The organism is Allorhizobium undicola ORS 992 = ATCC 700741, from assembly GCF_000621665.1.
Taxonomy (GTDB): domain Bacteria; phylum Pseudomonadota; class Alphaproteobacteria; order Rhizobiales; family Rhizobiaceae; genus Allorhizobium; species Allorhizobium undicola.
The window spans coordinates 51,767-75,397 of record NZ_JHXQ01000015.1; the positions used below are offsets into that span (position 1 = coordinate 51,767).

Genomic DNA, 23,631 nt, shown 5'->3' on the forward strand with positions numbered 1-23,631 from the left:
TTGCCGTCCGCCATCGTCATGAGCGAAAATGCAATTGGCCTTCGATCACACGATCGAAGGCCAAGGAATCCGGCTACTAAAAATTTTTGGCAGCATGGGGCCGAACAATATCCGGTCCCGCCTGCCGTCAGGTATTCATCGACTCGAAGAAGTCACCGTTGTTCTTTGTCTGCTTCAGCTTGTCGATGAGGAACTCGATTGCATCCGTGGTTCCCATCGGCGCAAGAATCCGGCGAAGAACGAAGATTTTCTGCAAGTCCTGTCTTGGCACGAGCAGGTCTTCCTTACGCGTGCCGGATTTGAGAATATCCATGGCGGGGAAGATGCGCTTGTCGGCAACCTTACGGTCAAGAACGATTTCCGAGTTACCGGTGCCCTTGAACTCTTCGAAGATGACTTCATCCATGCGGCTGCCGGTATCGATCAGCGCGGTTGCGATAATGGTCAGCGAGCCGCCTTCCTCGATATTACGCGCTGCGCCAAAGAAGCGTTTTGGACGCTGGAGCGCGTTGGCATCGACACCGCCCGTCAGAACCTTGCCGGAGGAAGGGACAACGGTGTTATAGGCGCGCCCCAATCGCGTGATGGAGTCGAGCAGGATCACGACGTCGCGACCATGTTCGACGAGCCGCTTGGCCTTTTCGATCACCATTTCGGCCACCTGAACGTGACGAACCGCGGGTTCGTCAAAGGTGGAAGAGACCACCTCGCCCCGCACGGAGCGCTGCATGTCGGTCACTTCTTCCGGACGCTCGTCGATCAGCAGGACGATGAGATAACATTCGGGATGATTTGCGGTGATGGAATGGGCGATGTTCTGCAACAACACCGTTTTACCTGTGCGCGGCGGCGCAACGATCAGGGCACGTTGGCCCTTGCCCAGCGGCGCGACAAGGTCGATTACCCGCGGCGAAAGATCCTTGGAGGTCGGAACCTCAAGTTCCATCTTGAATCGTTCATTCGGATAGAGCGGCGTCAGGTTATCGAAATGAACCTTATGCCGGATCTTCTCCGGATCCTCGAAGTTGATGGTGTTGACCTTGAGCAGGGCGAAGTAGCGCTCGCCTTCCTTCGGGCCGCGAATGGGGCCTTCCACCGTATCGCCGGTTTTCAGAGAAAAACGGCGGATCTGCGAGGGGGATATGTAAATATCGTCCGGGCCGGGAAGGTAGTTCGCATTGGCCGAGCGCAGAAAACCGAAGCCGTCCTGCAAGACCTCGACAACGCCTTCGCCGATGATTTCCACGTCCTGGCTGGCCAGCATCTTGAGAATCGCAAACATCAGCTCCTGCTTGCGCATGGTGCTGGCGTTTTCGACCTCGAGCGATTCGGCGAAGGTGAGCAAATCGGTAGGTGATTTGCTCTTGAGTTCTTGAAGCTTCATTTCAGCCATGAAGGGGACCACGTTGGAAGAGTATTGGGAAATGTCTGCGGCGTTTCGGGTCTTTCGGCAGGACCGACAGCGCAATAAAATAAAAGCCGCTAGGATGAAGTGATTGGGAAAATAGCGATGTGCCTTGATTTCCGCAAGAGGGCCTGCCGGTTAAAACGCATTTCAACGACAACAACCTCCCATGGATCACTTGCAGGCTCGCGTTTTGGCTCGAGCATGTGCCGGGGATGGTCAGGTTCAAAACTGGCATTGGCCCCGGCAATTCTCCCGTTTCGCCGGAACGTGCCGCATCAAAACGGTTTTACGATGACCAGAATAACGATGACGATCATCAAAACCGTCGGAATTTCGTTGAAAGCGCGCCAGAAAGATGGCGAGCGGGGATACGCGCCCCGCGCGAAGGAACGCGACGCGATCCCCAGATATTCATTGGCCCCGGTGAGACAAACAACCGCAGCCAGTTTCGCATGTAACCAGCCACCGTGAAAACCGTAAACCGACCATGCGAGATAAAGGCCAAGGATCCACGAGACCGCCATGGCAGGACGCATGATGACATTGATCAGCCGTCGCTCCATGACGGAAAAGGTCTGAGCCTGTTCCGATCCCTTCGGGGCGTCGAAATGGTAGATGAAGAGGCGAGGCAGATACAGCAACCCCGCCATCCAGGAAATGATTGCGATGACATGCAAGGCCTTCAGCCAGAGATAGGACTGCTCGGATGAAGCGCTGTAAATAAACAGGCCTGTCAGCACGAAAAGCATCAGCGCCGTCAGGGCGCGTTTTGCGGCCTTGTTTCCCTGCCTTGCATCGGTCTGGCGCTCACTCATGCCATGTCCTTCCGGATGTGAGCCACAAGCTGCGAAACCGCGTCAGGATCCGCCTGCGGGGTGATGCCATGGCCAAGATTGAAAATCAGCGGCCCATGTCCCAGCGCATCGAGAATGCGATCGGCACCCTCCAGCATTGCCGCCCCGCCGGCTACGACGCGCATGGGATCGAGATTGCCCTGCACCGGCCCCTCCTGCTGAAGCTCGCGTGCAAAAGCCAGCGGCACGGACCAGTCGAGACCAATTGCATCGGCGCCGGTCTTGCGGCGATAGGTCTTGAGCAGATAGCCAGCGCCCTTTGCAAAAGCAATCACCGGGGTAGCGGGGCATTCAGCCTTTACCGCTGCTATCATGCGCTGAACCGGACGAATGCAGAAATCCTCGAACTCGTCTTCTCCAAGAACGCCTGCCCAGGAATCGAAAATCTGCACGGCATCGGCTCCCGCCTTGATCTGGCGTACCAGATAGGCCGCGGATAGGTCGGCCAACAGATCCAGAAGGGTCAGAAAGGCCTTTCGATGCCGATAGGCAAAGAGCCGCGCCGGGGCCTGGTCTGGCGTGCCATGTCCGGCGATCATATAGGTCGCCACCGTCCAGGGCGCACCGCAGAAACCGAGCAGCGTGGTTTCTTCCGGCAGGCCGGCGCGAATACCGGAAACCGCTGCAAGAACCGGATCCAGATGCGGGAAAATCTCCATACCCTTCAGGCTGTCGATCTCATCGGCCTGTATGGGGGTCATCTGCGGCCCGTGGCCTTCAGTAAAGGTAACGTTGCGCTTCAAAGCATCCGGGATCACGAGGATGTCGGAAAATAGAATGGCCGCATCGAAGCCATAGCGGCGGATCGGCTGAAGCGTCACCTCCGTGGCAAGCTCGGGATTATAACAAAGGTCGAGGAAACTACCGGCCCTGGCGCGCGTTGCGCGATATTCGGGAAGATAGCGACCGGCCTGGCGCATCAGCCAGATTGGCGGGGGGGTGATGGTTTCACCCTTCAATACGCTCAGTACTTTCCGTGGCACCGCGCTCATGAGAGCCCTTTCAAATCTTAAAAGAGAGAATCTTTCTTTTTTCTATTTCTAAGAGTCTGTGGGTAGCAAGGTTTAAAGCCACTCCACACAAAAGGCGCCTCCGGACGATAGGCCCCCAAGAGATGGGACAAAGCGCGGCAAATTCACAGTGCCGCTGAGGAAATTATAAATAAGTCAATTTTTCCAATAGCATAAGAATTCAGACATTTTCTCGCGGCTGTGGAAAAGCGGTGGACAATTTACCGCAGTCTGCTCATCATGAGTCTTATCCACAAACCTCGCTGAGCGATGTCCCGACGGGTTACTTCTGTGGAAAAAGCGGGGTCTTTCCCCTTGTCAGAGGCGGTGGCCTGCGGCTAGCTCCTTTTATCCCGGCTTTTCAACAGGTGGCTCAGGATAGCGTGGAGAACAGAAAAAATTTCTTTCATTTGCATCTGATTTCGGACTCCACGGGCGAGACGTTGATCTCGGCGGGGCGCGCCGCGGCCGTGCAATTTTCCCATTGCTCACCCATCGAGCATGTCTATCCCCTGATCCGCAACAAGCGGCAAATGAGCGCCGTGCTGGAAGCGATCGATCGCGAACCGGGCATTGTGCTTTACACCATGGTCGATCAGGAGCTTGCGGCTCTGATCGATGAGGGATGTAGCAGTCTCGGTGTGCCGAGTGTCAATGTACTGGAGCCCGTCATTGGGACGTTTCAGACCTATCTGGGCCCACTCTCCCGGCGCAGGGTCGGCGCGCAATATCGAATGAATGCCGATTATTTTGCCCGCATCGAAGCCCTCAATTACGCCATGGATCATGACGACGGCCAGATGCAGGAGGATTACGAACAGGCCGATGTTGTCCTTGTCGGGATCAGCCGAACCTCCAAAACCCCAACCTCGATCTATCTCGCCAATCGCGGCATCAAGGCCGCGAATATTCCCATTGTGCCGGGAGCGCCGCTGCCGCAGGCGCTTTTGAATGCCAAAAAACCGCTGATCATCGGATTGATCGCCACCTCCGACCGGATCTCGCAGGTGCGCGGACATCGGGAACTGGGACATGTGCAGGGCTTCGATCCCGGTGATTATACCGATCGCGCCAGTATCGTTGAGGAGTTGAAATATGCCCGTATGCTTTGTGCGCGGCATAACTGGCCGATCATTGATGTCACGCGCCGCTCGATCGAAGAAACGGCAGCCGCAATCATTGCGTTGCGCCAGAAGCTGGTCTAACCCGCTCCCTCTTCGATGTTTCCCGTGAAAGAGGCTTGGGGAAACAAGTCGAAGGCCAGATGCTGACGCCGGATCGTGGCCTCTCTCGTTAAAAAATTGCAGATCGGATTGCCCTCATGAGCCAACTTGTTCTTGCTTCCACCAGTCCATTTCGCCGGCAATTGCTAACGCAGGCAGGATTGACCTTCGATGTTGCAGCTCCCGGCGTCGATGAACGCGAGATCGAAAGCCGGGCGGAGCACCAGTCCTTGCTGCCGGACGAGTTGGCGCTTCTGCTGGGACGGGAAAAGGCTCTGGCCGTCAGCCGCCGCATGTCCGGAGCTCTGGTGATCGGCGGCGACCAGACGATGAGCCTTGGAAATCGCGTTTATCACAAGCCTGCCGACCGCAACGGCGCCCGCGAGCATCTGGCCTCGCTGCGGGGCAAGACGCATGTTCTCAACAGCGCTTTGGCCCTTGCACGGGATGGGGAAGTGCTTTGGCAGCATGTCAGCAAGGCGCATCTGACGGTTCGGGATTTCTCGGACACATGGCTTGAAGCCTATCTGGATCGCGCTGGCGATGCAGTGTTAAAAAGTGTCGGCGCCTATCAGGTGGAAGGTTTGGGCATTCAGCTTTTCTCCGCTATCGAAGGCGATTACTTTACAATCGTCGGCGTGCCGCTCGTGCCGCTTCTGACGCAACTGCGCTTGCAGGGTGAGATCGACCAATGAATGATTCACGTGAAACCATTTCGCCCCGTGCTTTCGTTGCCGGCTATCCAATACGGCATTCGCGCTCGCCGATCATCCACGGTTACTGGCTGCAACAATTCAATCTCTTCGGCTCTTATGCAGCCGTCGAGGTTTCGCCCGAGGATTTTCACGCTTTCATTGCGGGGTTGCGCAGCGGGGAATCCGGCTATCGGGGTGGAAACATTACCATACCGCACAAGGAAGAGGCCTGCCGTCTGGCCGATCACGTCGATGACATCGCCAGAGAAATCGGCGCAGCCAATACCTTGTGGGTGGAGGAGGGAAAGGTGTGTGCCACCAACACCGACGCTTATGGTTTTGCGGCCAATCTCGACCAGCACCAGCCGGATTGGGCAAAGGCCGATAAAGCGGTGGTGCTTGGGGCAGGGGGAGCAAGCCGGGCCATCATTCAAGCGGTGCGGGATCGCGGCATTCGCGAAATTCACGTGGTGAACAGAACGGTCCAGCGGGCGCAGGAGCTGGCGCATCTCTTCGGAGAAAGAGTGTTTGCACATGGCATGGCGGCTCTGGATGAGGTTTTGGGCGGGGCTGATCTTTTCATCAACACCAGCTCGCTTGGCATGAAAGGCGAGGCTTTCCCGAAGATCCGCTGGGACAGGCTGGCGGCCAGTGCCATCGTTACCGATATTGTCTATGTTCCGCTGAAAACCCAGATGTTGCGAGAGGCGGAGGCAGCGGGGTTGGCGACCGTCGATGGTCTTGGCATGTTGCTGCATCAGGCGGTTCCCGGCTTTGAAAAATGGTTTGGCCGCAGGCCAGAGGTCACGCCCGAACTCAGGCAGCGCGTCGAGGCCGATCTGGAGGCGCATGGGTGATCAGGCTCGGACTTACCGGCTCCATCGGCATGGGGAAATCCACCACTGCGGCGATGTTCAAGGATGAGGGCATTGCCGTTCACGATGCCGATGCCACGGTGCATGATCTTTATCGGGCAGAGGCCGTTGAACCTGTGGGCAGGCTATTTCCTGCTGCCGTCATCGGCGGCGTGATCGACAGGGCAATCCTTTCGCGCCTGTTAGCGCAGCAGCCAGAGGCGCTTGCACGCCTGGAGGCCGTGGTTCATCCGCTCGTGCGCGGGCGTGAACTTCGCTTTCTCGAGGACCAGGAAAAGGCGGGCGCAAGGCTGGTTGTCCTCGATATTCCCCTGCTTTATGAAAGCGGCGCCGAAAAGAGGCTGGACAAGGTGGCCGTTGTCAGTTGCCCTGCACAGGAGCAGCGTCGGCGCGTTCTGGCACGGCCGGGCTGGACGGAAGAAAAGCTTGATTTCGTGCTGTCCCGGCAAATGCCGGATGCAGAAAAACGCGCGCGGGCGGATTTCATAATCGATACCGGCGAGGGAGTGGATGCGGCCAGAAGGCAGGTTCGCGAAATCCTCTCCAGCCTCTTACAGGAAGAAAACTGACCATGCGGGAAATTGTATTCGATACGGAAACCACCGGTCTTGAAAACAAATCGGATCGGGTCATCGAAATCGGTGGCGTGGAACTCTTCAATCACTTCCCCACCGGCCGCACCCTGCATTTCTACATCAATCCCGGCGACAAGACCGTTCATCCCGATGCTTTGGCCGTTCACGGCATCACAGATGATTTCCTGAAGGACAAGCCGCGTTTCGACGAGGTGGTCGATGAAATCCTGGCTTTTTTCGAAGGTGCGAAATGGGTGGCCCACAATGCGACCTTCGATATGGGCTTCATCAACGCCGAGCTTGCTCGCCTCAACCGTCCGCCGATTGCCGGGGATATGGTCATCGATACGCTGGCGCTCGCGCGCCGCAAGCACCCGATGGGGCCGAATACGCTGGATGCGCTCTGCCGTCGCTACGGCATCGACAACTCGCATCGAACCAAGCACGGCGCCTTGCTTGACTCCGAATTGCTGGCGGAAGTCTATATCGAGATGCTGGGGGGCCGGCAGGCTACCTTCGGCCTTGAGCAGGGCGGCAATCAGCAACGGCGGCAAAACGAGGAACAGCAGGAGGTCACAATTGCTCTTCCACCCAGGCCCCGTGCACTTCCATCCCGGTTGAGCGAAGACGAAAAGGCCCGCCATGCAAAACTGTTGCAGCGGCTTGGGGCAAAGGCCATCTGGAACACCTACTGCATAATTCCTTAAATCGGAATCTATTTAAGGTGAAAATTATGCAGCAGATTTAAAGTGTTACAGCGTCCTTTGTGCGTTTGATAAAACGCACGGCGCTGTATGCCGGTCCCTCCGGCAGCAATACGGAATAGGGCTTTCGAAAAGACCACGAAAAAAGCGAGGCACCGGAATGCCTCGCTTTTTTTTCGTCCGAAAAATTCCGCTCAGTTGTCGGTACGGCCCTGTTCGGCGGCAACGCGCTGGGCAAACATCTGCGCGAAATCGATGGGATCGATCATCAGCGGCGGGAAGCCGCCATTGCGCGTGGCGTCGGCAATGATCTGGCGGGCGAAGGGGAACAGCAGGCGCGGGCACTCGATGAAAAGAACCGGCAGCATATGCTCCTGCGGGAAACCCGTAATGCGGAAAACACCACCATAGACGAGTTCGGTCGCGAAAACCGGCTTTTCGCCTTCACGTGCTTCGGCGCTGAGCGAAAGCACGACATCGAAATCCGTTTCGGAAAGCGCGTTGGCGTTCACATTGACATTGATGTTGATTGCCGGAGCCTTGTCACGGGCCTGAAGCGAGTGCGGGGCACCCGGATTTTCAAAGGAAAGATCCTTGATGTACTGGGCAAGGATATTGAGGGACGGGCCCTCAGTGCTGTTTTCGTTGGCCATTGGGCTTCCTCAACGCTGATTTGGTCTGGGCCATCTAGCATTTTGGCTAACCCCTCACAACCCTTGCGCCCCAGAACCATGGCGCCCGCAAACTCAGCTTTCGGGTGGACGATTGTTCCATGGCGTATCAGGCTTGCCCGGCTGGCGCTCGAAATCGGAGTGATCGAGATCGATCACCATATTGGCCGATGCGCCATGCTGGCTGCCGGAACGAGCCTCGGTGCGGGTTCGGCGGCTGTTGCGCACCGTCACGATCTGCGGTCGTAAAAAGTCCCAAAGCCGTGTCCTTACCATCGGAATAAGCAGCATGATGCCGAGAATATCGGTGAGAAAACCAGGAATGACGAGGAGGAGCCCGCCGAACATCTGTGCCGTGCCCTCCATCGCGTCGCGGGCCATCGCTTCGGGCGATGTGGCCTGGCGTTGCCGCAGCCGGTTTACGAGCGTGACGCCCTGCTGCTTGAGAACCAGTACACCAATCACGCCTGAAGCAATGACCAGCCCCAGCGTCGGCAAGACCCCGATCCATTGCCCCATCAGCACAAAGCCGGCAATTTCAGCCAGAGGCAGCAGAAGCAATAAAGCAGCCGGTAGATACATCCTGTCTCCTAACATGGCCGGTTTTAGACCTGTTTCAGCGTTCCTGCCCCTTTGAATAAGGCAGATGAACAAACTATATGGTATCTTCAACGAAGAAATTAAACGGCGGTTCGACGGTCCATGGGCTCAAATGATTTTGTAACATTGTTTTTCCTTGCCGCAGCGGTGCTGATTTTTTTCCAGCTTCGCAGTGTGCTTGGCCGTCGAACGGGCAATGAAAAGCCTCCTGTCGATCCCTTTCAGCGCAATAGCTCTGCCGCCCCGGCCGATGACAGCAAGGTTGTCACGGTTTCTCGTCGCGAAGATGGCGAAGCGGAAAACCGCTATGCCGCCATCGATGCCTTTGCAGAACCCGGATCGGCGATCAATGGCCAGTTGCGGCAGGTGGCCGATGTCGATCCGTCCTTTGTTCCGCAGGAATTCCTCAAAGGTGCGAAAATTGCCTATGAGATGGTGGTGGTGGCCTTCGCCAATGGCGACCGCAAGACCCTGAAGAGCCTGTTGTCGAAAGAAGTCTATGACGGGTTCGATGCGGCGATCAGCGAGCGTGAACGCCAGGGCGAATTGCTGAAGACGACCTTCGTGGGTATCGAGAAGGCCGAAATCCTCAGCGCCGGTTTGAAAGACCAGGAAGAGCAGCTCACGGTTCGCATCGTCAGCCAGCTTATCTCCGCCACCTATGACCGCAATGGCACCCTGATCGATGGCGATGCCGAGAATGTCGGCGACGTCAACGACATCTGGACCTTCGCCCGTGACAGCCGTTCACGCGATCCGAACTGGAAGCTTATCGCAACCGAATCCGAACAATGATGGCATCCGATCTTCCATTTCGTTTGGAACAGACGGCATTCGATGCAATTCCTGGCTGGAGGGATGATGATCCCACCAGCCTTTTTCGCGTCATGGAAGACTGCCTTGCCCATTTGGATAAGGGAAAGCCTTACCGCACGGGGCGCCTCGGCCTTTCAACCGCCGATCTCCTGCCCCTCCTTGAGGCCGCCCGGCGAGCGCGCCCCGCCACGGCTGAGGCTGCCCGCCGCTTTTTCGAACGCCATTGCCGCGTCTTTCAAATCCGCAGGAAGGATGGAGAATCCGGCTTTGTAACCGCATATTACGAGCCAGAGGTCGATGTCTCCGATCGGCCGGATTCCCTCTTTCGCCATCCCTTCTACCGCCGCCCGGACGATCTCGTCGATCTTGACGACGCCAATCGTCCCGCCTTTATGGACTCCGGCTACATGTTCGGACACGCGGAAAATGGAGGCATAACGGTCTATCCCGACCGCCGGGCGATCGATGAAGGATTTTTGCAGGGGCGGGGTCTGGAGATTGCCTGGGCGCGCTCCCGCATCGATGTGTTCTTTGCCCATGTTCAAGGTGCCGCGCGCCTTGTTTATCCAGACGGCGCCATGCGCCGCATCACCTATGCCGCCAAGGCGGGGCATCCTTTTTCCGCCATTGGGGGGGTGTTGTTGCAACGCGGAGAGATCCCGCTCGAGCGCATGTCGATGCAGGCGATTCGTCGGTGGCTCGCGGATCATCCTGAACAGGCCGACGAGGTGATGTGGCATAATCGATCCTATATTTTCTTCCGCGAGGCGGAGGTGGAAGATGCGGATCGCGGGCCGGTAGCCGCCGCCAAGGTGCCGCTTCTGGCCGGACGCTCGCTTGCCGTGGATCGGTTGATCCACACATTCGGTTTTCCGTTTTTCGTTCATTCGCCAAGCCTGACCCGGCTGGATGAGGGCCGGGCCTTTGCCCGTTTGATGCTGGCACTGGATACCGGTTCGGCCATCGTCGGTCCTGCGCGGGGCGATATATTCACGGGATCCGGCTTTGAGGCAGGCGAACGTGCAGGCGCGGTGCGAAACGAAGCGGATTTTTACCTTCTCGTTCCTCGCGATGCAGCGGTGAGGTTCGGCGCATGGTGAAGAAGGTGATCAGCGCGGAAGACCGCATTCTGTGGGGAAAGGTTGCACGCTCCACCCGTCCCATGCCCGGACGTCTGGAAGAATTGACCGCTTTCGAAGATCTGTTTTCCCTTGAGGAGGAGATGGCCAAGGCCAGTCCGGCGGAAATGCTGGCACCTTCCTCGCTTCAGCCATCCGCTGAACAGCCTGCCGTTGCGCCAAAGCCGTCAGGTCGGCATCATCCGCTGGAAAAGCCGGTGAAGCGCAAGCTCTCGCGGGGTAAATTGCCGCTTGAGGCGCGGATAGACCTGCATGGCATGATCCAGAGCGAAGCCCATGCGATGCTGCTGGATTTTCTGATGCGCGCCCATGAACGCGGGCTGCGGCATGTGCTGGTGATTACCGGAAAGGGTAGTTCCATGGGCAGTGAGGGCGCCTTGAAACGTGCCGTGCCGATGTGGTTTTCCAAGCCGGAATTTCGCTTTCTGATTTCCTCGCATGAGCCAGCGGCCCAGCATCACGGCGGGGAGGGTGCACTTTATGTCCGCCTTGCACGGCGCAGGGGAGAAGCATCATGACCCCCTTCGGAGACGCGGTGCGCCGTCTGCGGGAGGAAAAGGGCGTGACGCAGAAACAGATGGCGAAAGCGATCGGCGTCAGCCCGGCCTATCTCTCGGCGCTGGAACATGGACGGCGCGGCAGGCCAAGCTTCGATCTTCTTCAGCGCATAGCCGGCTATTTCAATATCATCTGGGATGAGGCGGAAGCGCTTTTTGCCGATGCCGATGCCTCGCATCCGCGCGTGGTGGTGGACACGGCGGGAATGCCCGCGGCCTATACGGCTTTTGCCAATAACCTCTCACGGATGATTCGCACCCTGCCGCCGGATGTGCTAGAGGAGATGCAAGCCGTGCTGAACAGGGCCGTTCGGCGGAAATAGCCGCGAAATCCCCTGATTTCTCACCTCAGGTGGCGCTACCGATTTGGAAGTCGCCGCAAAGTTCCTATAGTCCGGGGTTAAGACAATCGCGTGATTCGCGAAAGCATATTTCTCGCCTGCCAGCGGTAGCCGGATGATGCATTGAAGTGAATTGCGAACCTCTGCCGGTCCCGGCCTGCTGATACTGGAAAGATCGCCGATGAGTGAAATGACCGATCCCCAAAATGGCGCCAGCGCTGAATATGGCGCAGACTCCATCAAGGTGCTGAAGGGCCTGGATGCGGTCCGCAAGCGGCCCGGCATGTATATCGGCGATACCGATGACGGTTCGGGCCTGCACCACATGGTCTACGAAGTCGTGGACAACGCCATCGACGAGGCGCTGGCCGGTCATGCCGATATCGTCACGGTCACGCTCAATGCGGACGGGTCGGTAACGGTCACGGACAATGGTCGCGGCATTCCCACGGATATTCACTCTTCCGAAGGCGTTTCGGCTGCGGAAGTCATCATGACCCAGCTTCATGCGGGCGGCAAATTCGACCAGAATTCCTATAAGGTTTCCGGCGGTCTGCACGGCGTCGGCGTGTCGGTGGTCAATGCGCTTTCCGTCAAGCTCAGCCTGCGCATCCGCCGCAGCGGCAAGGTGCATGAAATGAGCTTCACCCATGGCGTTGCCGATGCGCCGCTGGCGGTGACGGGCAGCTATGAAGGGCGCTCCGGCACGGAAGTCACCTTTCTGCCCAGCGCCGAAACCTTCACGAAGACCGAATTTGACTACGGCACGCTGGAACACCGGCTGCGCGAACTGGCCTTCCTGAATTCGGGCGTGCGCATTCTGCTGACCGACAAGCGCAAATCCGACATCCGTCAGGAAGAGATGATCTATGACGGCGGCCTTGAGGCTTTCGTGCGTTATCTCGACCGCTCCAAGAAATCGCTGGTGGACAAGCCTGTCTATATCAAGGGCGAAAAGGACGGCATCACCGTCGAAGTGGCGATGTGGTGGAATGACAGCTACCATGAAAACGTGCTGTGCTTCACCAACAACATTCCCCAGCGCGATGGCGGCACGCATATGGCCGGTTTCCGTGGCGCATTGACCCGGCAGATCACCTCCTATGCCGATAGCTCCGGCATTATCAAGAAGGAGAAGGTCTCGCTCACCGGCGACGATTGCCGTGAAGGCCTGAGCGCCGTGCTGTCGGTCAAGGTGCCGGATCCGAAGTTTTCGTCTCAGACCAAGGACAAGCTGGTTTCCTCCGAAGTTCGCCCCGTGGTGGAAAATCTGGTCAACGAGGCGCTGTCCACCTGGCTGGAAGAGCATCCTTCCGAAGCAAAGATTCTCGTCGGCAAGGTGGTGGAGGCCGCCGTGGCCCGTGAAGCCGCCCGCAAGGCCCGCGAACTGACCCGCCGCAAGGGCGCGCTCGACATTGCCTCGCTGCCGGGCAAGCTCGCCGACTGCTCCGAGCGCGATCCGTCGAAATCGGAACTCTTCCTCGTCGAGGGTGACTCGGCTGGCGGCTCCGCCAAACAGGGCCGCTCGCGTGAAACACAGGCCATTCTGCCGCTGCGCGGCAAGATCCTCAATGTCGAGCGGGCACGCTTCGACAAGATGCTGTCCAGCCAGGAAATCGGCACGCTGATTACCGCGCTCGGCACCTCTATCGGCAAGGATGAGTTCAACGCAGACAAGCTGCGTTACCACAAGATCATCATCATGACCGATGCCGACGTGGATGGCGCGCATATTCGCACGCTGCTGCTCACCTTCTTCTTCCGGCAGATGCCGGAGCTGATCGAGCGTGGTCATCTCTACATCGCCCAGCCGCCGCTTTATAAGGTAACACGCGGCAAATCCATTCAGTATCTGAAGGATGAAAAGGCGCTGGAAGACTATCTGATCACGCAGGGCCTTGAAGATGCATCGCTGAAGCTCGGTTCGGGCGAAGTGCGTGTCGGCCAGGATCTGCGGGAAGTCATTGGAGATGCGCTGAAGCTGCGCTCGCTGCTGGATGGTCTCCATTCGCGCTACAATCGTACGGTCGTGGAACAGGCGGCTATCGTCGGCGCCATGAACCATGAGCTGACCGCAAACAAAGAGCTGGCCGAACAAACGGCGGCCGAAGTCGCCAAGCGTCTCGACCTCATTGCCGAGGAAACGGAACGCGGCTGGACCGGCCATGTGACCAATGAAGGCGGCCTGCGTTTCGAGCGCATGGTGCGTGGCGTGAAGGAAGTTGCCACGCTCGACGTTGCCCTGATCGGTTCTGCGGATGCCCGCCACATCGATCAGCTCGCGCCGCGTCTCAAGGACATTTATGCCGCGCCGCCGGTTCTGACCCGCAAGGACGGGCAGCAGGACATTTCCGGCCCGCGCAGCCTGCTGGATGCAGTCTTCTCCTTCGGGCGCAAGGGTCTTTCGATGCAGCGATACAAGGGGCTGGGCGAAATGAACGCCGAGCAGCTTTGGGAAACCACGCTGGACCCGAATGTCCGCTCGCTTTTGCAGGTGCGTGTCAATGACGCCACCGATGCCGATGGTCTGTTTGCCCGTCTCATGGGCGATGAAGTCGAGCCGCGCCGTGACTTCATTCAGGAAAACGCGCTGAGCGTTGCCAATCTGGACATCTGATCCGGGTAATGACAATGACCGGCTGAATCAGAGTGGCGCCCGTGTGGCGCCGCTTTCGTTTTGGCATGTTCCGATCGCCGCTGTGAAAGCGCTCTGTCCGTGGTGCCGGGGAAAAGAATGGTTAACGTGATTCACGTGAAACATTCCGCAGCGACGGCATGAACCAGCCGGGGAGAGCAGCTCAATGTTTCCGTGAAACAATGAACCGCTCCAAAAGTCTTGTCAGGCCTTGAACTTGCCCTCGAAAGCCACCTCTGCCAGCGGCTTGCGGTTATTGGGCACTTCACGAGCCTGAAGGCCTTCTGGCAGAACGGACTTGTCTCCCAGCTTGCCGATGGCCACGGCAGCTTCGATCCTGTATTCGCCGGGAACGCCAAGAACCGAGCTTGCCTTGTCGAAATCAACACCTGTCATGGCGTGGGCATAATAGCCGGATTTCACGGCTTGAAGCGCCATATAACCCCAGGCTGCGCCTGCATCGAAGCTGTGGCTGCGCGAAGGCTTGGGCGCAGAACCGTCAGCGGGGCGGCTGAGGGTGTCGGAGACGACATAAACCAGCGCGGATGCGTTTTTGGCCCAGCCCTGATTGAACTCGATCAAACCGCCCAGCAATGTGTCGAAGTGGGCATCGCCCTTCAGCGCGTAAACGAAACGCCAGGGCTGCATGTTGAACGCCGAGGGTGCCCAGTGGCCCGCTTCGAGAATGGCGAACAGCGCTTCCTTGCTCATGGCTTCGCCCGAGAAGGCGCGCGGCGACCAACGGTCGAGAAAAAGCGGGTCAATATCATATTCAGAGCTGCGGTTATTGCTGGCCGTCATGGAGATAAAATCCTTTTTTGATGCGGTATGGAAAAGAAACGGATTCACGGGACGCGCGGGCAGGGGATTGGGCGTTCAAGCGCATACCCGCAAGCCTGACACTATATAACCCCTGTTGCGCCAACGAAAAGGAGAGAAGGAATAGTCTCGCCCTTCCCGAAACGTTACCTCTCGAGAAATTCCTCGTTTCGATGAATGGGCAGGCCTTGGCCACAGGAAACCCCGGATTTTGTCTGGCTGGAAAAGTTAACTTCTTTGCGCCATATTCCTTGAGACACATCAGTTTGCCACGCTGCAATGCCCTGCAATATCGGGCAGCGGCTTCCGGGCTGGTCGGGAAACCCTTGAGGCAAGGATAAGCCTGCAATGTTCTATCAGCTTTATGAAATGAATCATGCTGCCATGGCGCCCTTCCGGGCAACAGCCGATGCCATGCGGCTGGCCATTGCCAATCCTCTCAATCCGCTGTCGCACACCGTGCTTGGCCGGACCATGGCGGCCAGCCTGGAAGTGTTCGAGCGCACCACGCGCCGATATGGCAAGCCGGAATTCGGGCTGCCGACCACGATGATCGACGGTGCGCCCGTGCAGGTCACGGAAGTGGTGACGTGGAAAAAGCCCTTCTGCAATCTCATCCACTTCAACCGCTCCTTGAAGACGCCGCGTCCGGATGATCCGAAGATTCTGCTGGTGGCGCCGATGTCCGGCCATTATGCAACACTGTTGCGCGGCACGGTCGAGGCGCTTTTGCCTCATGCCAATGTCTATATCACCGACTGGATCGATGCCCGGATGGTGCCGATGACGGACGGCAATTTCGATCTCGACGATTATATCGATTACGTGATCGAGATGCTGCATCATCTTGGCCCGGGCACCAATGTCGTCGGCGTCTGTCAGCCCTCGGTTCCGGTTCTGGCGGCGGTTGCCCGTATGGAGGCCGAGAACGACCCGCTTCATCCGGCAACCATGACGCTGATGGGCGGGCCTATCGATACACGCATCAACCCGACGGCCGTCAACGAACTGGCGAAAAACAAGCCGCTGGAATGGTTCCAGGAAAATGTCATCATGCCGGTGCCGTGGCCGCAGCCGGGCTTCATGCGGCCGGTCTATCCCGGCTTCCTGCAATTGTCGGGCTTCATGTCCATGAACCTTGACCGGCACATGATCGCCCACAAGGACTTCTTCATGCATCTCGTGAAGAATGATGGCGAGCCCGCCGAAAAGCACCGCGATTTTTACGATGAATATCTGGCGGTGATGGATCTGACGGCGGAATTCTATCTCCAGACCGTCGATACCGTTTTCATGAAGCATTCGCTGCCCAAGGGCGAAATGACCCATCGGGGCAAGCCGGTCGATCTCGCCGCCATTCGCAATACGGCACTATTGACGGTGGAAGGTGAAAACGACGACATTTCCGGCCCCGGCCAGACCAAGGCCGCGCAGGATCTGTGCGTGAATATTCCCGATACCAAGCGGATGCATTACATGCAGCCCGATGTTGGCCATTACGGTGTGTTCAACGGTTCGCGCTTCCGCAAGGAAATTGCCCCGCGCATCGTCTCCTTTGCCAAGGAACATTCCCGGCCCGCCGCATCCGGCGTGGTAAAGCGGGTCATCAAGGGCGGAAAGAGCGCCTGACGGCGTTGTGTCGATCACATTTTTCGTCTGCTGCTGAAATTCGACGGGCCGTTTCTTGAACGGTCCGTTTGCCGTTCCCATCTCGAATTTGTCCGGTAGCATGGGGCTTCCGGCAAGATGTGAGGATGATGGAATGAACCAGTCAGCATTGCTGCGTCCGGCCTGGACGCCGGCAACCGTTGCTCTCATGGTGCTTGGCTTCATGGTGTTCTGGCCGCTCGGCCTTGCCATGCTGGCCTATATCCTCTTCGGCGATCGCTTCGAGACGTTCAAGAAATCCGCAAACGAGGCCGCAGACGGCATGAGAGAAAAATGCCGGGGCTTCAAGATGGGGTCTGCGGCCCGCTGGCCCCAAAGCGGCAACGTCGCCTTCGACGATTGGCGCCGCGCCGAACTGGAGCGCATTGAAGAAGAACGCCGCAAGCTCGATGCCATGCGGGAGGAATTCGAAAGCTATATGCGGGAATTGCGCCGTGCGCGGGACCAGGAAGAATTTGATCGCTTCCTGCGCGAACGCTCCGTCAGACAGTCGGGACAGACGGGTCCATCCGACCAGAACTGAGCATGTCCTGTCTGCAAAAACAGGCGCCGGTGCCAAGGGTATCGGCGTTTTTTATTGACAATGTCGAAGCCCGGTCCTCTATCTCGGCACATGCTTCCCATGTTCCTGCAAAGACCTGCCCGCAGAACCAGGACACCTTCCGCGCTCCGCGAGCGGGTGGTCGATGTCGCTGGCCGCGATGTGACCGTGACCATTCGCGAAAATGTCCGCGCCCGCCGATTGACGTTGCGGATCGAACCGGGTGGCCGGGCCCTTCGAATGACGGTTCCCAAGGGCCTGCGCGAGGCGGATATTTCCGAGTTTCTCGACCGGCATCGCGGCTGGATCGCCGCAAGGCTCGCCCGCTACGACAAGGATAACAGTCTGAGGGCGGGCGGTGAAATCCTGTTGCGCGGCGTGCCACATCGCATTGTCCATACCGGACATTTGCGCGGCGTGACGGAAACCGCCATGGAAGACGGCGTGCCGGTGATCCGGGTCAGCGGTCTTGAGGAACATTTGGGGCGGCGGCTTTCGGCCTTTCTGAAAAAAGAGGCCAAAGGCGATCTCGAGAGGCTTGTGGCGGTCCACACCCGCCGCCTCGGCAAGGCGGCGAACGGTCTGACCATGAAGGATACGAGGAGCCGCTGGGGTTCGTGTTCCTGGCAGGGCAATTTGAGCTTTTCCTGGCGCATCGTCATGGCGCCGCCTGCCGTCATCGATTATCTGGCAGCGCATGAAGTGGCGCATCTGAGGGAAATGAACCATGGCCCCGGCTTCTGGGCTTTGTGCCGCGAATTATGTCCGGGCATGGACGAGGCCAAGGCGTGGTTGAAGCGCCATGGCAGCGAACTTCACGCCATCGAGTTCGATTGACGTTTTTACTCGACTCCATCGGCATTTCATGCCACTTCGCTGCCATGAAACCGGATATAAAGATTTGCGGATTGAAGACCGAAGAGGCCGTTGAAAAGGCGGTTTCTCTGGGTGCTACCCATATCGGCTTCATTTTCTTTGAAAAAAGCCCTCGCAATATCGAGCCCGATCTCGCCGGACACATTGCCGAAAAGGCGCGCGGCAAGGCAAAGATCGTTGCCGTGACGGTGGATGCCGATCCCGATGACATGGACGACATCGTTTATCTGCTGAAGCCGGACATTCTGCAATTGCACGGTCATGAAAGTCCGGAGCAGATGCTGACGCTGAAAGCGCTTTACGGCCTGCCGCTGATGAAGGCGTTTTCCATTCGCGATCCCGATGATCTGAAGCGCATCGAGCCCTATATCGGGGTGGCGGATCGTTTCCTGTTCGATGCCAAGCCGCCGGCCGGTTCGGAACTGCCGGGCGGCAACGGGGTTTCGTTCGACTGGCGTTTGCTACAAAATCTTGACGAGAGCGTGGATTACATGCTTTCGGGTGGCCTGAACAAAGCCAATGTAGCGCAGGCCCTGGAGCAAACGGGCGCGAGAGGTCTGGATGTTTCCTCCGGCGTCGAGAGCGCGGCGGGCGTGAAGGACATGCAGATGATGGAAGAATTTTTTGCCGCCGTGCGGCAGGCAAAAGGCTGAGAGCCGGTTTCGAGGAGTGCAAGGTGACTGAGAGCCCAAATCCCAATTCCTTCCGGGCTGGCCCCGATGAAGATGGCCGCTTCGGTATTTTCGGCGGGCGTTTTGTGGCAGAGACACTCATGCCACTCATTCTCGACCTTCAGGCAGAATGGGAGAAGGCCAAAAATGACGCTGAGTTCCAGGCAGAACTTCAACACCTGAACACACATTACACCGGCCGTCCAAGCCCGCTTTATTTCGCTGAGCGGCTGACGGCAGAATTGGGCGGTGCGAAGATCTACTTCAAACGCGACGAGCTCAATCACACCGGTTCGCACAAGATCAACAATTGCCTTGGGCAGATCCTGCTTGCAAAGCGTATGGGCAAGAAGCGCATCATCGCGGAAACAGGTGCGGGCCAGCACGGCGTTGCCTCGGCTACGGTTGCGGCTCGCTTTGGCATTCCCTGTGTCGTCTATATGGGCGCGACCGATGTCGAGCGTCAGGCCCCGAATGTCTTCCGCATGAAGCTTTTGGGAGCGGAGGTAAAGCCTGTCACCTCCGGTCACGGTACGCTGAAAGACGCCATGAACGAGGCGCTGCGCGACTGGGTCACGAATGTCGATGACACTTATTACATGATCGGCACGGCGGCAGGACCGCATCCCTATCCGGAGATGGTGCGCGAGTTCCAGTCGGTAATCGGCAAGGAAACGCGCGAACAGATGATGGCCGCCGAAGGGCGCCTGCCGGATATGCTGGTCGCTGCGGTTGGCGGTGGTTCCAACGCTATCGGCCTCTTCCATCCTTTCCTGGATGACGCGGGCGTGAAGATCGTTGGCGTCGAAGCTGGCGGCAAGGGCCTGGACGGTGACGAGCATTGCGCTTCGCTAACGGCTGGTTCGCCCGGTGTCCTGCATGGCAACCGTACCTATCTGTTGCAGGACAGCGATGGGCAGATCAAGGAAGGCCATTCCATTTCCGCCGGTCTCGATTATCCCGGCATTGGCCCGGAACACGCCTGGCTGAAGGACATGGGCCGTGTGGAATATGTGCCGATCATGGACCATGAGGCGCTGGAAGCCTTCCAGATGCTGACCCGCACGGAAGGCATTATTCCGGCGCTGGAGCCAAGCCATGCGCTGGCGGAAGTCATCAAACGCGCTCCGAAGATGGGCAAGGACGAGATCATTCTGATGAACCTCTGCGGACGCGGAGACAAGGACATCTTCACCGTCGGCAAGATTCTGGGAATGGGGCTCTGATATGACCGCACGTATGGACAAACGCTTCCGTGACCTGAAGGCGGAAGGCCGCCCGGCGCTCGTCACCTATTTCATGGGCGGCGATCCGGATTTCGACACGTCGCTGGCCATCATGAAGGCCCTGCCGGAGGCCGGTGCCGACGTGATCGAACTGGGTATGCCCTTTTCCGACCCGATGGCCGACGGCCCGGCCATTCAGTTGGCCGGTCAGCGGGCTTTGAAGGCCGGTCAGACCCTGGTGAAAACACTGGATCTGGCCCGGAGATTCCGCGAGGCCGATCAGGCAACCCCGATCGTGATGATGGGCTACTACAATCCCATTTACATCTATGGCGTCGAGCGCTTTCTCGACGACGCGCTGGCGGCTGGCATAGACGGTTTGATCGTCGTGGACCTGCCGCCGGAAATGGATGACGAGCTGTGCATTCCCGCCCGCAAGCGTGACATCAACTTCATCCGCCTTGCCACGCCGACAACCGACGACAAGCGCTTGCCGACCGTGCTTAACAACACGTCCGGCTTTGTATATTACGTTTCGATGAACGGCATTACAGGCTCTGCGCTGCCGGATCCCTCGCGCGTTGCGGGCGCTGTTCAGCGCCTCAAATCGCATACCGATCTGCCGATTTGCGTCGGCTTCGGGGTGAAGACCGCGGAACATGCCCGCCTCATCGGTTCAAGCGCTGATGGCGTGGTCGTGGGAACGGCCATCGTCAATCAGGTGGCCTTGAGCCTCGACAAGAACGACCGTGCAACGGCCGATACGGTGCAGGCAGTGGTAACGCTGGTCAAGGGGCTGGCCAGCGGCGTCAGAACCGCCCGTCTTGCGGCGGCCGAGTAGCGCCCGTAAAATGGCGCCATTGCAGTAAGGAGTATTCAAAGTGAACTGGATCACCAATTACGTTCGGCCGCGCATCAATTCCATGCTGGGCCGTCGCGATGTGCCGGATAATCTCTGGATCAAATGCCCGGAAACCGGGGAAATGGTCTTCCACAAGGATCTGGAAGAGAACAAGTGGGTCATTCCGGCCTCCGGCTATCACATGAAGATGCCTGCCAAGGCCCGCCTTGCCGATCTTTTCGACGGCGGACATTACGAAGCCTTCACCCAGCCAAAGGTGGCGCAGGATCCGCTGAAGTTCCGCGACTCCAAGAAATATGCCGACCGTCTCAAGGACAGCCGCACCAAGACCGAGCAGGAAGACACGATCGTCGCCGGTCTCGGCATGGTGAAGGGCCTCAAGCTCGTTGCCGTTGTGCATGAGTTCAACTTCATGGGCGGTTCGCTCGGCATTGCCGCCGGGGAGGCTATCGTGAAGGCTTTCGAGCGCGCCTTGAAGGAAAAGTGCCCGCTGGTCATGTTCCCGGCTTCGGGCGGTGCGCGGATGCAGGAAGGCATTCTCTCGCTGATGCAATTGCCGCGCACCACCGTTGCGCTCAACATGCTGAAGGAAGCGGGCCTGCCCTATATCGTGGTTCTCACCAATCCGACCACGGGCGGCGTTACCGCCTCCTACGCCATGCTGGGCGATGTACACATTGCCGAGCCCGGCGCTGAAATCTGCTTTGCAGGCAAGCGCGTGATTGAGCAGACCATTCGTGAAAAGCTGCCGGAAGGGTTCCAGACCTCGGAATATCTGCTGGAGCATGGCATGGTCGATATGGTGGTAAAGCGCCACGATATTCCCGAAACCCTGGCCCGCATGTTGAAGATCATGATGAAGCAGCCTGTCGAGCCGCAGGCTGGCAAGATGACGGTGGTCGAGGCCTCCCGCGCCGTTTCCGCCTGATGGATGACCGGAACATCGGACCGCTATAATGTCGGTCCGATGCTTCAGGCCCGCCCGTGCGGGCCTTTTCTTTCCTCCCGCATGGCTTTCCGCCACGCCAATCCCCTCGGACTGCCGCCATGAGTGATAAAGCCCAAAGCGAGGCTGAACGGATTATCAACGAGTTGATGGGCCTGCATCCCAAGGGCTTCGACATGACGCTCGGGCGGATGCGACGGCTTCTCGAGACCCTTGGCAATCCGCAGAACCGGCTTCCCCCGGTCATTCATGTCGCCGGTACGAACGGCAAGGGTTCCGTCAGCGCTTTCAGCCGGGCGCTGCTGGAAGCCGGTGGCAAGTCCGTGCATGTCCACACATCACCGCATCTCGTCAACTGGCATGAGCGCTACCGTATCGGTGTCGCCGGGGGCCGGGGACGGCTGGTGGAGGATACCATGCTGGCGGATGCGCTGACCCGTGTTGCCAAGGCCAATGACGGGCAGGCCATCACGGTTTTCGAACTCCTCACCGCCACCGCCTTCGTGCTGTTTTCGGAAAATCCGGCCGATGCCGTCATCATGGAAGTTGGCATGGGCGGGCGGCTTGATTGTACCAATGTGGTGGATGATCCAGCAGTCTCCGTCATCATGCCGATCTCGCTGGATCATCAGGCCTATCTGGGAGACAGCGTGGAGCTTATAGCCGCCGAGAAGGCGGGTATCATGAAAAAATCCTGCCCCGTCGTCATCGGCCAGCAGCCCTATGAGGCGGCCCGCGACGTGCTGATCGAAACTGCGGAACGGCTGGGTTGCCCGCATTTTGTCTTCGGTCAGGATTTTATCTCCTTCGAGGAGCATGGCCGCCTGATTTATCAGGACGAAACGGGCCTTATGGACCTTGCGCTGCCGCGTCTGCCGGGGCGCCACCAATATGCCAATGCCGCTGCCGCCATCCGCGCCGTGAAGGCGGCGGGTTTTGGTGTCACGGAAGCCATGGCCGATGTCGCCATGGCCGATGTGGAATGGCCGGGCCGCCTGCAAAGGTTGAGCTGGGGCAAGCTGGTGCGCCAGGCACCCGCCAATGCGGAATTGTGGGTGGATGGCGGACATAATCCGGGCGCCGGTGAGGTGATTGCCGAAGCGCTGGCAGGCTTCGAGGAACGCCAGCCGCGCCCGCTTTATCTCATCGCCGGAATGCTGAACACCAAGGAGCCGCTTGGCTATTTCAAGGCCTTCGAAGGATTGGCGAAACAAGCCTTCACCGTACCAATCGACAGCAGCGATGCCGGGCTCGATCCGGTGGTGCTGGCTAACTTCGCCTGCGATGCAGGCGTTATCGCCGAGCCAGTCTCTTCGCTCTCTGAAGCCCTCGCCGCCATTGGCGAACGCACGGCTGGCGATCCTATCCCGCCGCGCATCCTGATCGGCGGCTCGCTCTATCTCGTCGGCGCGGCATTGGCGGAAAATGGCACGCCGCCAGCCTGAAGCACCGGGGCTGCATGTCGGTAATTTCCTGCGATGGTTTCATCGTTTGGCGAAAACCGGTTTTCACCTTTCCTGAAAAGGCAAATAAAAAAGCCCGGTTTTCACCGGGCCTTTTGCATGTCTTTTGCCCGCAATCTCAGGCGGCGCTGGAAATCCAGCTGGACAGCGCGGTCTTCGGCGCGGCGCCAACCTTGATGTCGGCCACTTCGCCACCCTTGAACATGGCAAGCGTCGGGATGGAGCGCACGCCGAACTTGGCGGCGAGATCCGGATTTTCGTCAATGTTGATCTTGGCCACTTTGACCTTGCCGGCCATTTCCGTGGCAATCTCTTCAAGGCTGGGGGCAATCATCTTGCAGGGACCGCACCACTCCGCCCAGAAGTCAACGACAACAGGCTCGGCGGATTGCAGGACTTCCGCATCGAAATTCGAACTGTCAACTTTAATGGTAGCCATTGGCTGCTCCTTGGAAG

General features: G+C 58.4%; 25 protein-coding genes. 18 read left to right on the forward strand and 7 right to left on the reverse strand.

Annotation, left to right across the window (positions count from 1 at the left end; translation table 11 throughout):
• Positions 1-127: 127 nt before the first annotated feature.
• The 3 genes from rho to hemE form a co-directional block, all read right to left on the reverse strand.
• Complete coding sequence (rho, locus tag T424_RS0113550; RefSeq protein ID WP_027488208.1) at positions 128-1,393, reverse strand: transcription termination factor Rho; 1,266 nt, start codon at positions 1,391-1,393, stop codon at positions 128-130.
• A gap of 290 nt (positions 1,394-1,683) precedes the next feature.
• A complete protein-coding gene (hemJ, locus tag T424_RS0113560) occupies positions 1,684-2,223 on the reverse strand; it encodes a protoporphyrinogen oxidase HemJ (protein ID WP_027488209.1) in 540 nt (179 codons plus the stop codon).
• Positions 2,220-3,254, reverse strand: a complete 1,035-nt coding sequence (gene hemE / locus T424_RS0113565) for a uroporphyrinogen decarboxylase (protein WP_027488210.1) — start codon at positions 3,252-3,254, stop codon at positions 2,220-2,222. The genes hemJ and hemE overlap by 4 nt, the downstream gene beginning before the upstream one ends.
• A gap of 401 nt (positions 3,255-3,655) precedes the next feature.
• Between hemE and T424_RS0113570 the strand changes: the two genes are divergently transcribed.
• From T424_RS0113570 to dnaQ, 5 genes are all read left to right on the forward strand, one after another.
• On the forward strand, positions 3,656-4,477 hold the full coding sequence (locus tag T424_RS0113570) for a pyruvate, water dikinase regulatory protein (protein WP_027488211.1): 822 nt from the start codon (positions 3,656-3,658) through the stop codon (positions 4,475-4,477).
• A gap of 116 nt (positions 4,478-4,593) precedes the next feature.
• A complete protein-coding gene (locus T424_RS0113575; protein ID WP_037067680.1) occupies positions 4,594-5,190 on the forward strand; it encodes a Maf-like protein in 597 nt (198 codons plus the stop codon).
• Positions 5,187-6,047 (forward strand): shikimate dehydrogenase, encoded by an 861-nt coding sequence (locus tag T424_RS0113580; protein WP_027488213.1) that lies wholly within the window; start codon positions 5,187-5,189, stop codon positions 6,045-6,047. Before T424_RS0113575 ends, T424_RS0113580 begins: the two co-directional genes overlap by 4 nt.
• The gene (gene coaE / locus T424_RS0113585) at positions 6,044-6,634 is read left to right on the forward strand and encodes a dephospho-CoA kinase (RefSeq protein WP_027488214.1); all 591 of its coding nucleotides are present in this window, start codon (positions 6,044-6,046) and stop codon (positions 6,632-6,634) included. The genes T424_RS0113580 and coaE overlap by 4 nt, the downstream gene beginning before the upstream one ends.
• A 2-nt stretch (positions 6,635-6,636) precedes the next feature.
• Positions 6,637-7,347 carry a DNA polymerase III subunit epsilon gene (gene dnaQ, locus T424_RS0113590; RefSeq protein WP_027488215.1) on the forward strand — a complete coding sequence of 237 codons (711 nt, stop codon included), beginning with the start codon at positions 6,637-6,639 and terminating at the stop codon, positions 7,345-7,347.
• A gap of 191 nt (positions 7,348-7,538) precedes the next feature.
• Here dnaQ and secB read toward each other — a convergent pair whose 3' ends face one another.
• Positions 7,539-7,997, reverse strand: a complete 459-nt coding sequence (gene secB, locus T424_RS0113595) for a protein-export chaperone SecB (protein ID WP_027488216.1) — start codon at positions 7,995-7,997, stop codon at positions 7,539-7,541.
• A 93-nt stretch (positions 7,998-8,090) separates the two neighbouring features.
• Positions 8,091-8,597, reverse strand: coding sequence for an FxsA family protein (locus T424_RS0113600; protein WP_051558980.1), 507 nt, complete (start codon positions 8,595-8,597; stop codon positions 8,091-8,093).
• Between the two features lie 120 nt (positions 8,598-8,717).
• Here T424_RS0113600 and T424_RS0113605 point away from each other — a divergent pair, with 120 nt between their 5' ends.
• From T424_RS0113605 to gyrB, 5 genes are all read left to right on the forward strand, one after another.
• The gene (locus tag T424_RS0113605) at positions 8,718-9,410 is read left to right on the forward strand and encodes a Tim44/TimA family putative adaptor protein (protein WP_027488218.1); all 693 of its coding nucleotides are present in this window, start codon (positions 8,718-8,720) and stop codon (positions 9,408-9,410) included.
• Entirely contained in the window at positions 9,407-10,531 is a 1,125-nt protein-coding gene (gene mltA, locus T424_RS0113610; protein ID WP_027488219.1) for a murein transglycosylase A, read from the forward strand. Before T424_RS0113605 ends, mltA begins: the two co-directional genes overlap by 4 nt.
• The gene (locus T424_RS0113615; protein ID WP_027488220.1) at positions 10,525-11,088 is read left to right on the forward strand and encodes a Smr/MutS family protein; all 564 of its coding nucleotides are present in this window, start codon (positions 10,525-10,527) and stop codon (positions 11,086-11,088) included. Before mltA ends, T424_RS0113615 begins: the two co-directional genes overlap by 7 nt.
• Positions 11,085-11,450, forward strand: a complete 366-nt coding sequence (locus T424_RS0113620) for a helix-turn-helix domain-containing protein (protein WP_027488221.1) — start codon at positions 11,085-11,087, stop codon at positions 11,448-11,450. The genes T424_RS0113615 and T424_RS0113620 overlap by 4 nt, the downstream gene beginning before the upstream one ends.
• Positions 11,451-11,649: 199 nt before the next feature.
• Positions 11,650-14,085 carry a DNA topoisomerase (ATP-hydrolyzing) subunit B gene (gene gyrB / locus T424_RS0113625; protein WP_027488222.1) on the forward strand — a complete coding sequence of 812 codons (2,436 nt, stop codon included), beginning with the start codon at positions 11,650-11,652 and terminating at the stop codon, positions 14,083-14,085.
• A gap of 222 nt (positions 14,086-14,307) precedes the next feature.
• Here the strand turns inward: gyrB and T424_RS0113630 are convergent, their stop codons facing one another.
• The gene (locus T424_RS0113630; protein WP_027488223.1) at positions 14,308-14,904 is read right to left on the reverse strand and encodes a nitroreductase family protein; all 597 of its coding nucleotides are present in this window, start codon (positions 14,902-14,904) and stop codon (positions 14,308-14,310) included.
• A gap of 366 nt (positions 14,905-15,270) precedes the next feature.
• On the opposite strand from T424_RS0113630, the gene T424_RS0113635 reads away from it, so the two are divergent.
• From T424_RS0113635 to T424_RS0113670, 8 genes are all read left to right on the forward strand, one after another.
• Entirely contained in the window at positions 15,271-16,551 is a 1,281-nt protein-coding gene (locus T424_RS0113635; protein WP_027488224.1) for a polyhydroxyalkanoate depolymerase, read from the forward strand.
• A 133-nt stretch (positions 16,552-16,684) separates the two neighbouring features.
• Complete coding sequence (locus T424_RS0113640; RefSeq protein ID WP_027488225.1) at positions 16,685-17,113, forward strand: DUF2852 domain-containing protein; 429 nt, start codon at positions 16,685-16,687, stop codon at positions 17,111-17,113.
• 90 nt (positions 17,114-17,203) lie between these two features.
• The gene (locus T424_RS0113645) at positions 17,204-17,968 is read left to right on the forward strand and encodes a M48 family metallopeptidase (RefSeq protein ID WP_037067683.1); all 765 of its coding nucleotides are present in this window, start codon (positions 17,204-17,206) and stop codon (positions 17,966-17,968) included.
• A gap of 44 nt (positions 17,969-18,012) precedes the next feature.
• Positions 18,013-18,660, forward strand: a complete 648-nt coding sequence (locus T424_RS0113650) for a phosphoribosylanthranilate isomerase (RefSeq protein WP_027488227.1) — start codon at positions 18,013-18,015, stop codon at positions 18,658-18,660.
• 23 nt (positions 18,661-18,683) lie between these two features.
• Positions 18,684-19,904, forward strand: a complete 1,221-nt coding sequence (trpB, locus tag T424_RS0113655) for a tryptophan synthase subunit beta (protein WP_027488228.1) — start codon at positions 18,684-18,686, stop codon at positions 19,902-19,904.
• A 1-nt stretch (position 19,905) separates the two neighbouring features.
• Positions 19,906-20,745 (forward strand): tryptophan synthase subunit alpha, encoded by an 840-nt coding sequence (gene trpA / locus T424_RS0113660; RefSeq protein ID WP_027488229.1) that lies wholly within the window; start codon positions 19,906-19,908, stop codon positions 20,743-20,745.
• A gap of 40 nt (positions 20,746-20,785) precedes the next feature.
• Entirely contained in the window at positions 20,786-21,694 is a 909-nt protein-coding gene (gene accD, locus T424_RS0113665) for an acetyl-CoA carboxylase, carboxyltransferase subunit beta (protein ID WP_027488230.1), read from the forward strand.
• Between the two features lie 119 nt (positions 21,695-21,813).
• A complete protein-coding gene (locus T424_RS0113670) occupies positions 21,814-23,157 on the forward strand; it encodes a bifunctional folylpolyglutamate synthase/dihydrofolate synthase (protein WP_027488231.1) in 1,344 nt (447 codons plus the stop codon).
• 136 nt (positions 23,158-23,293) lie between these two features.
• Here T424_RS0113670 and trxA read toward each other — a convergent pair whose 3' ends face one another.
• Positions 23,294-23,614, reverse strand: a complete 321-nt coding sequence (gene trxA, locus T424_RS0113675; RefSeq protein WP_027488232.1) for a thioredoxin — start codon at positions 23,612-23,614, stop codon at positions 23,294-23,296.
• Positions 23,615-23,631: the final 17 nt, after the last annotated feature.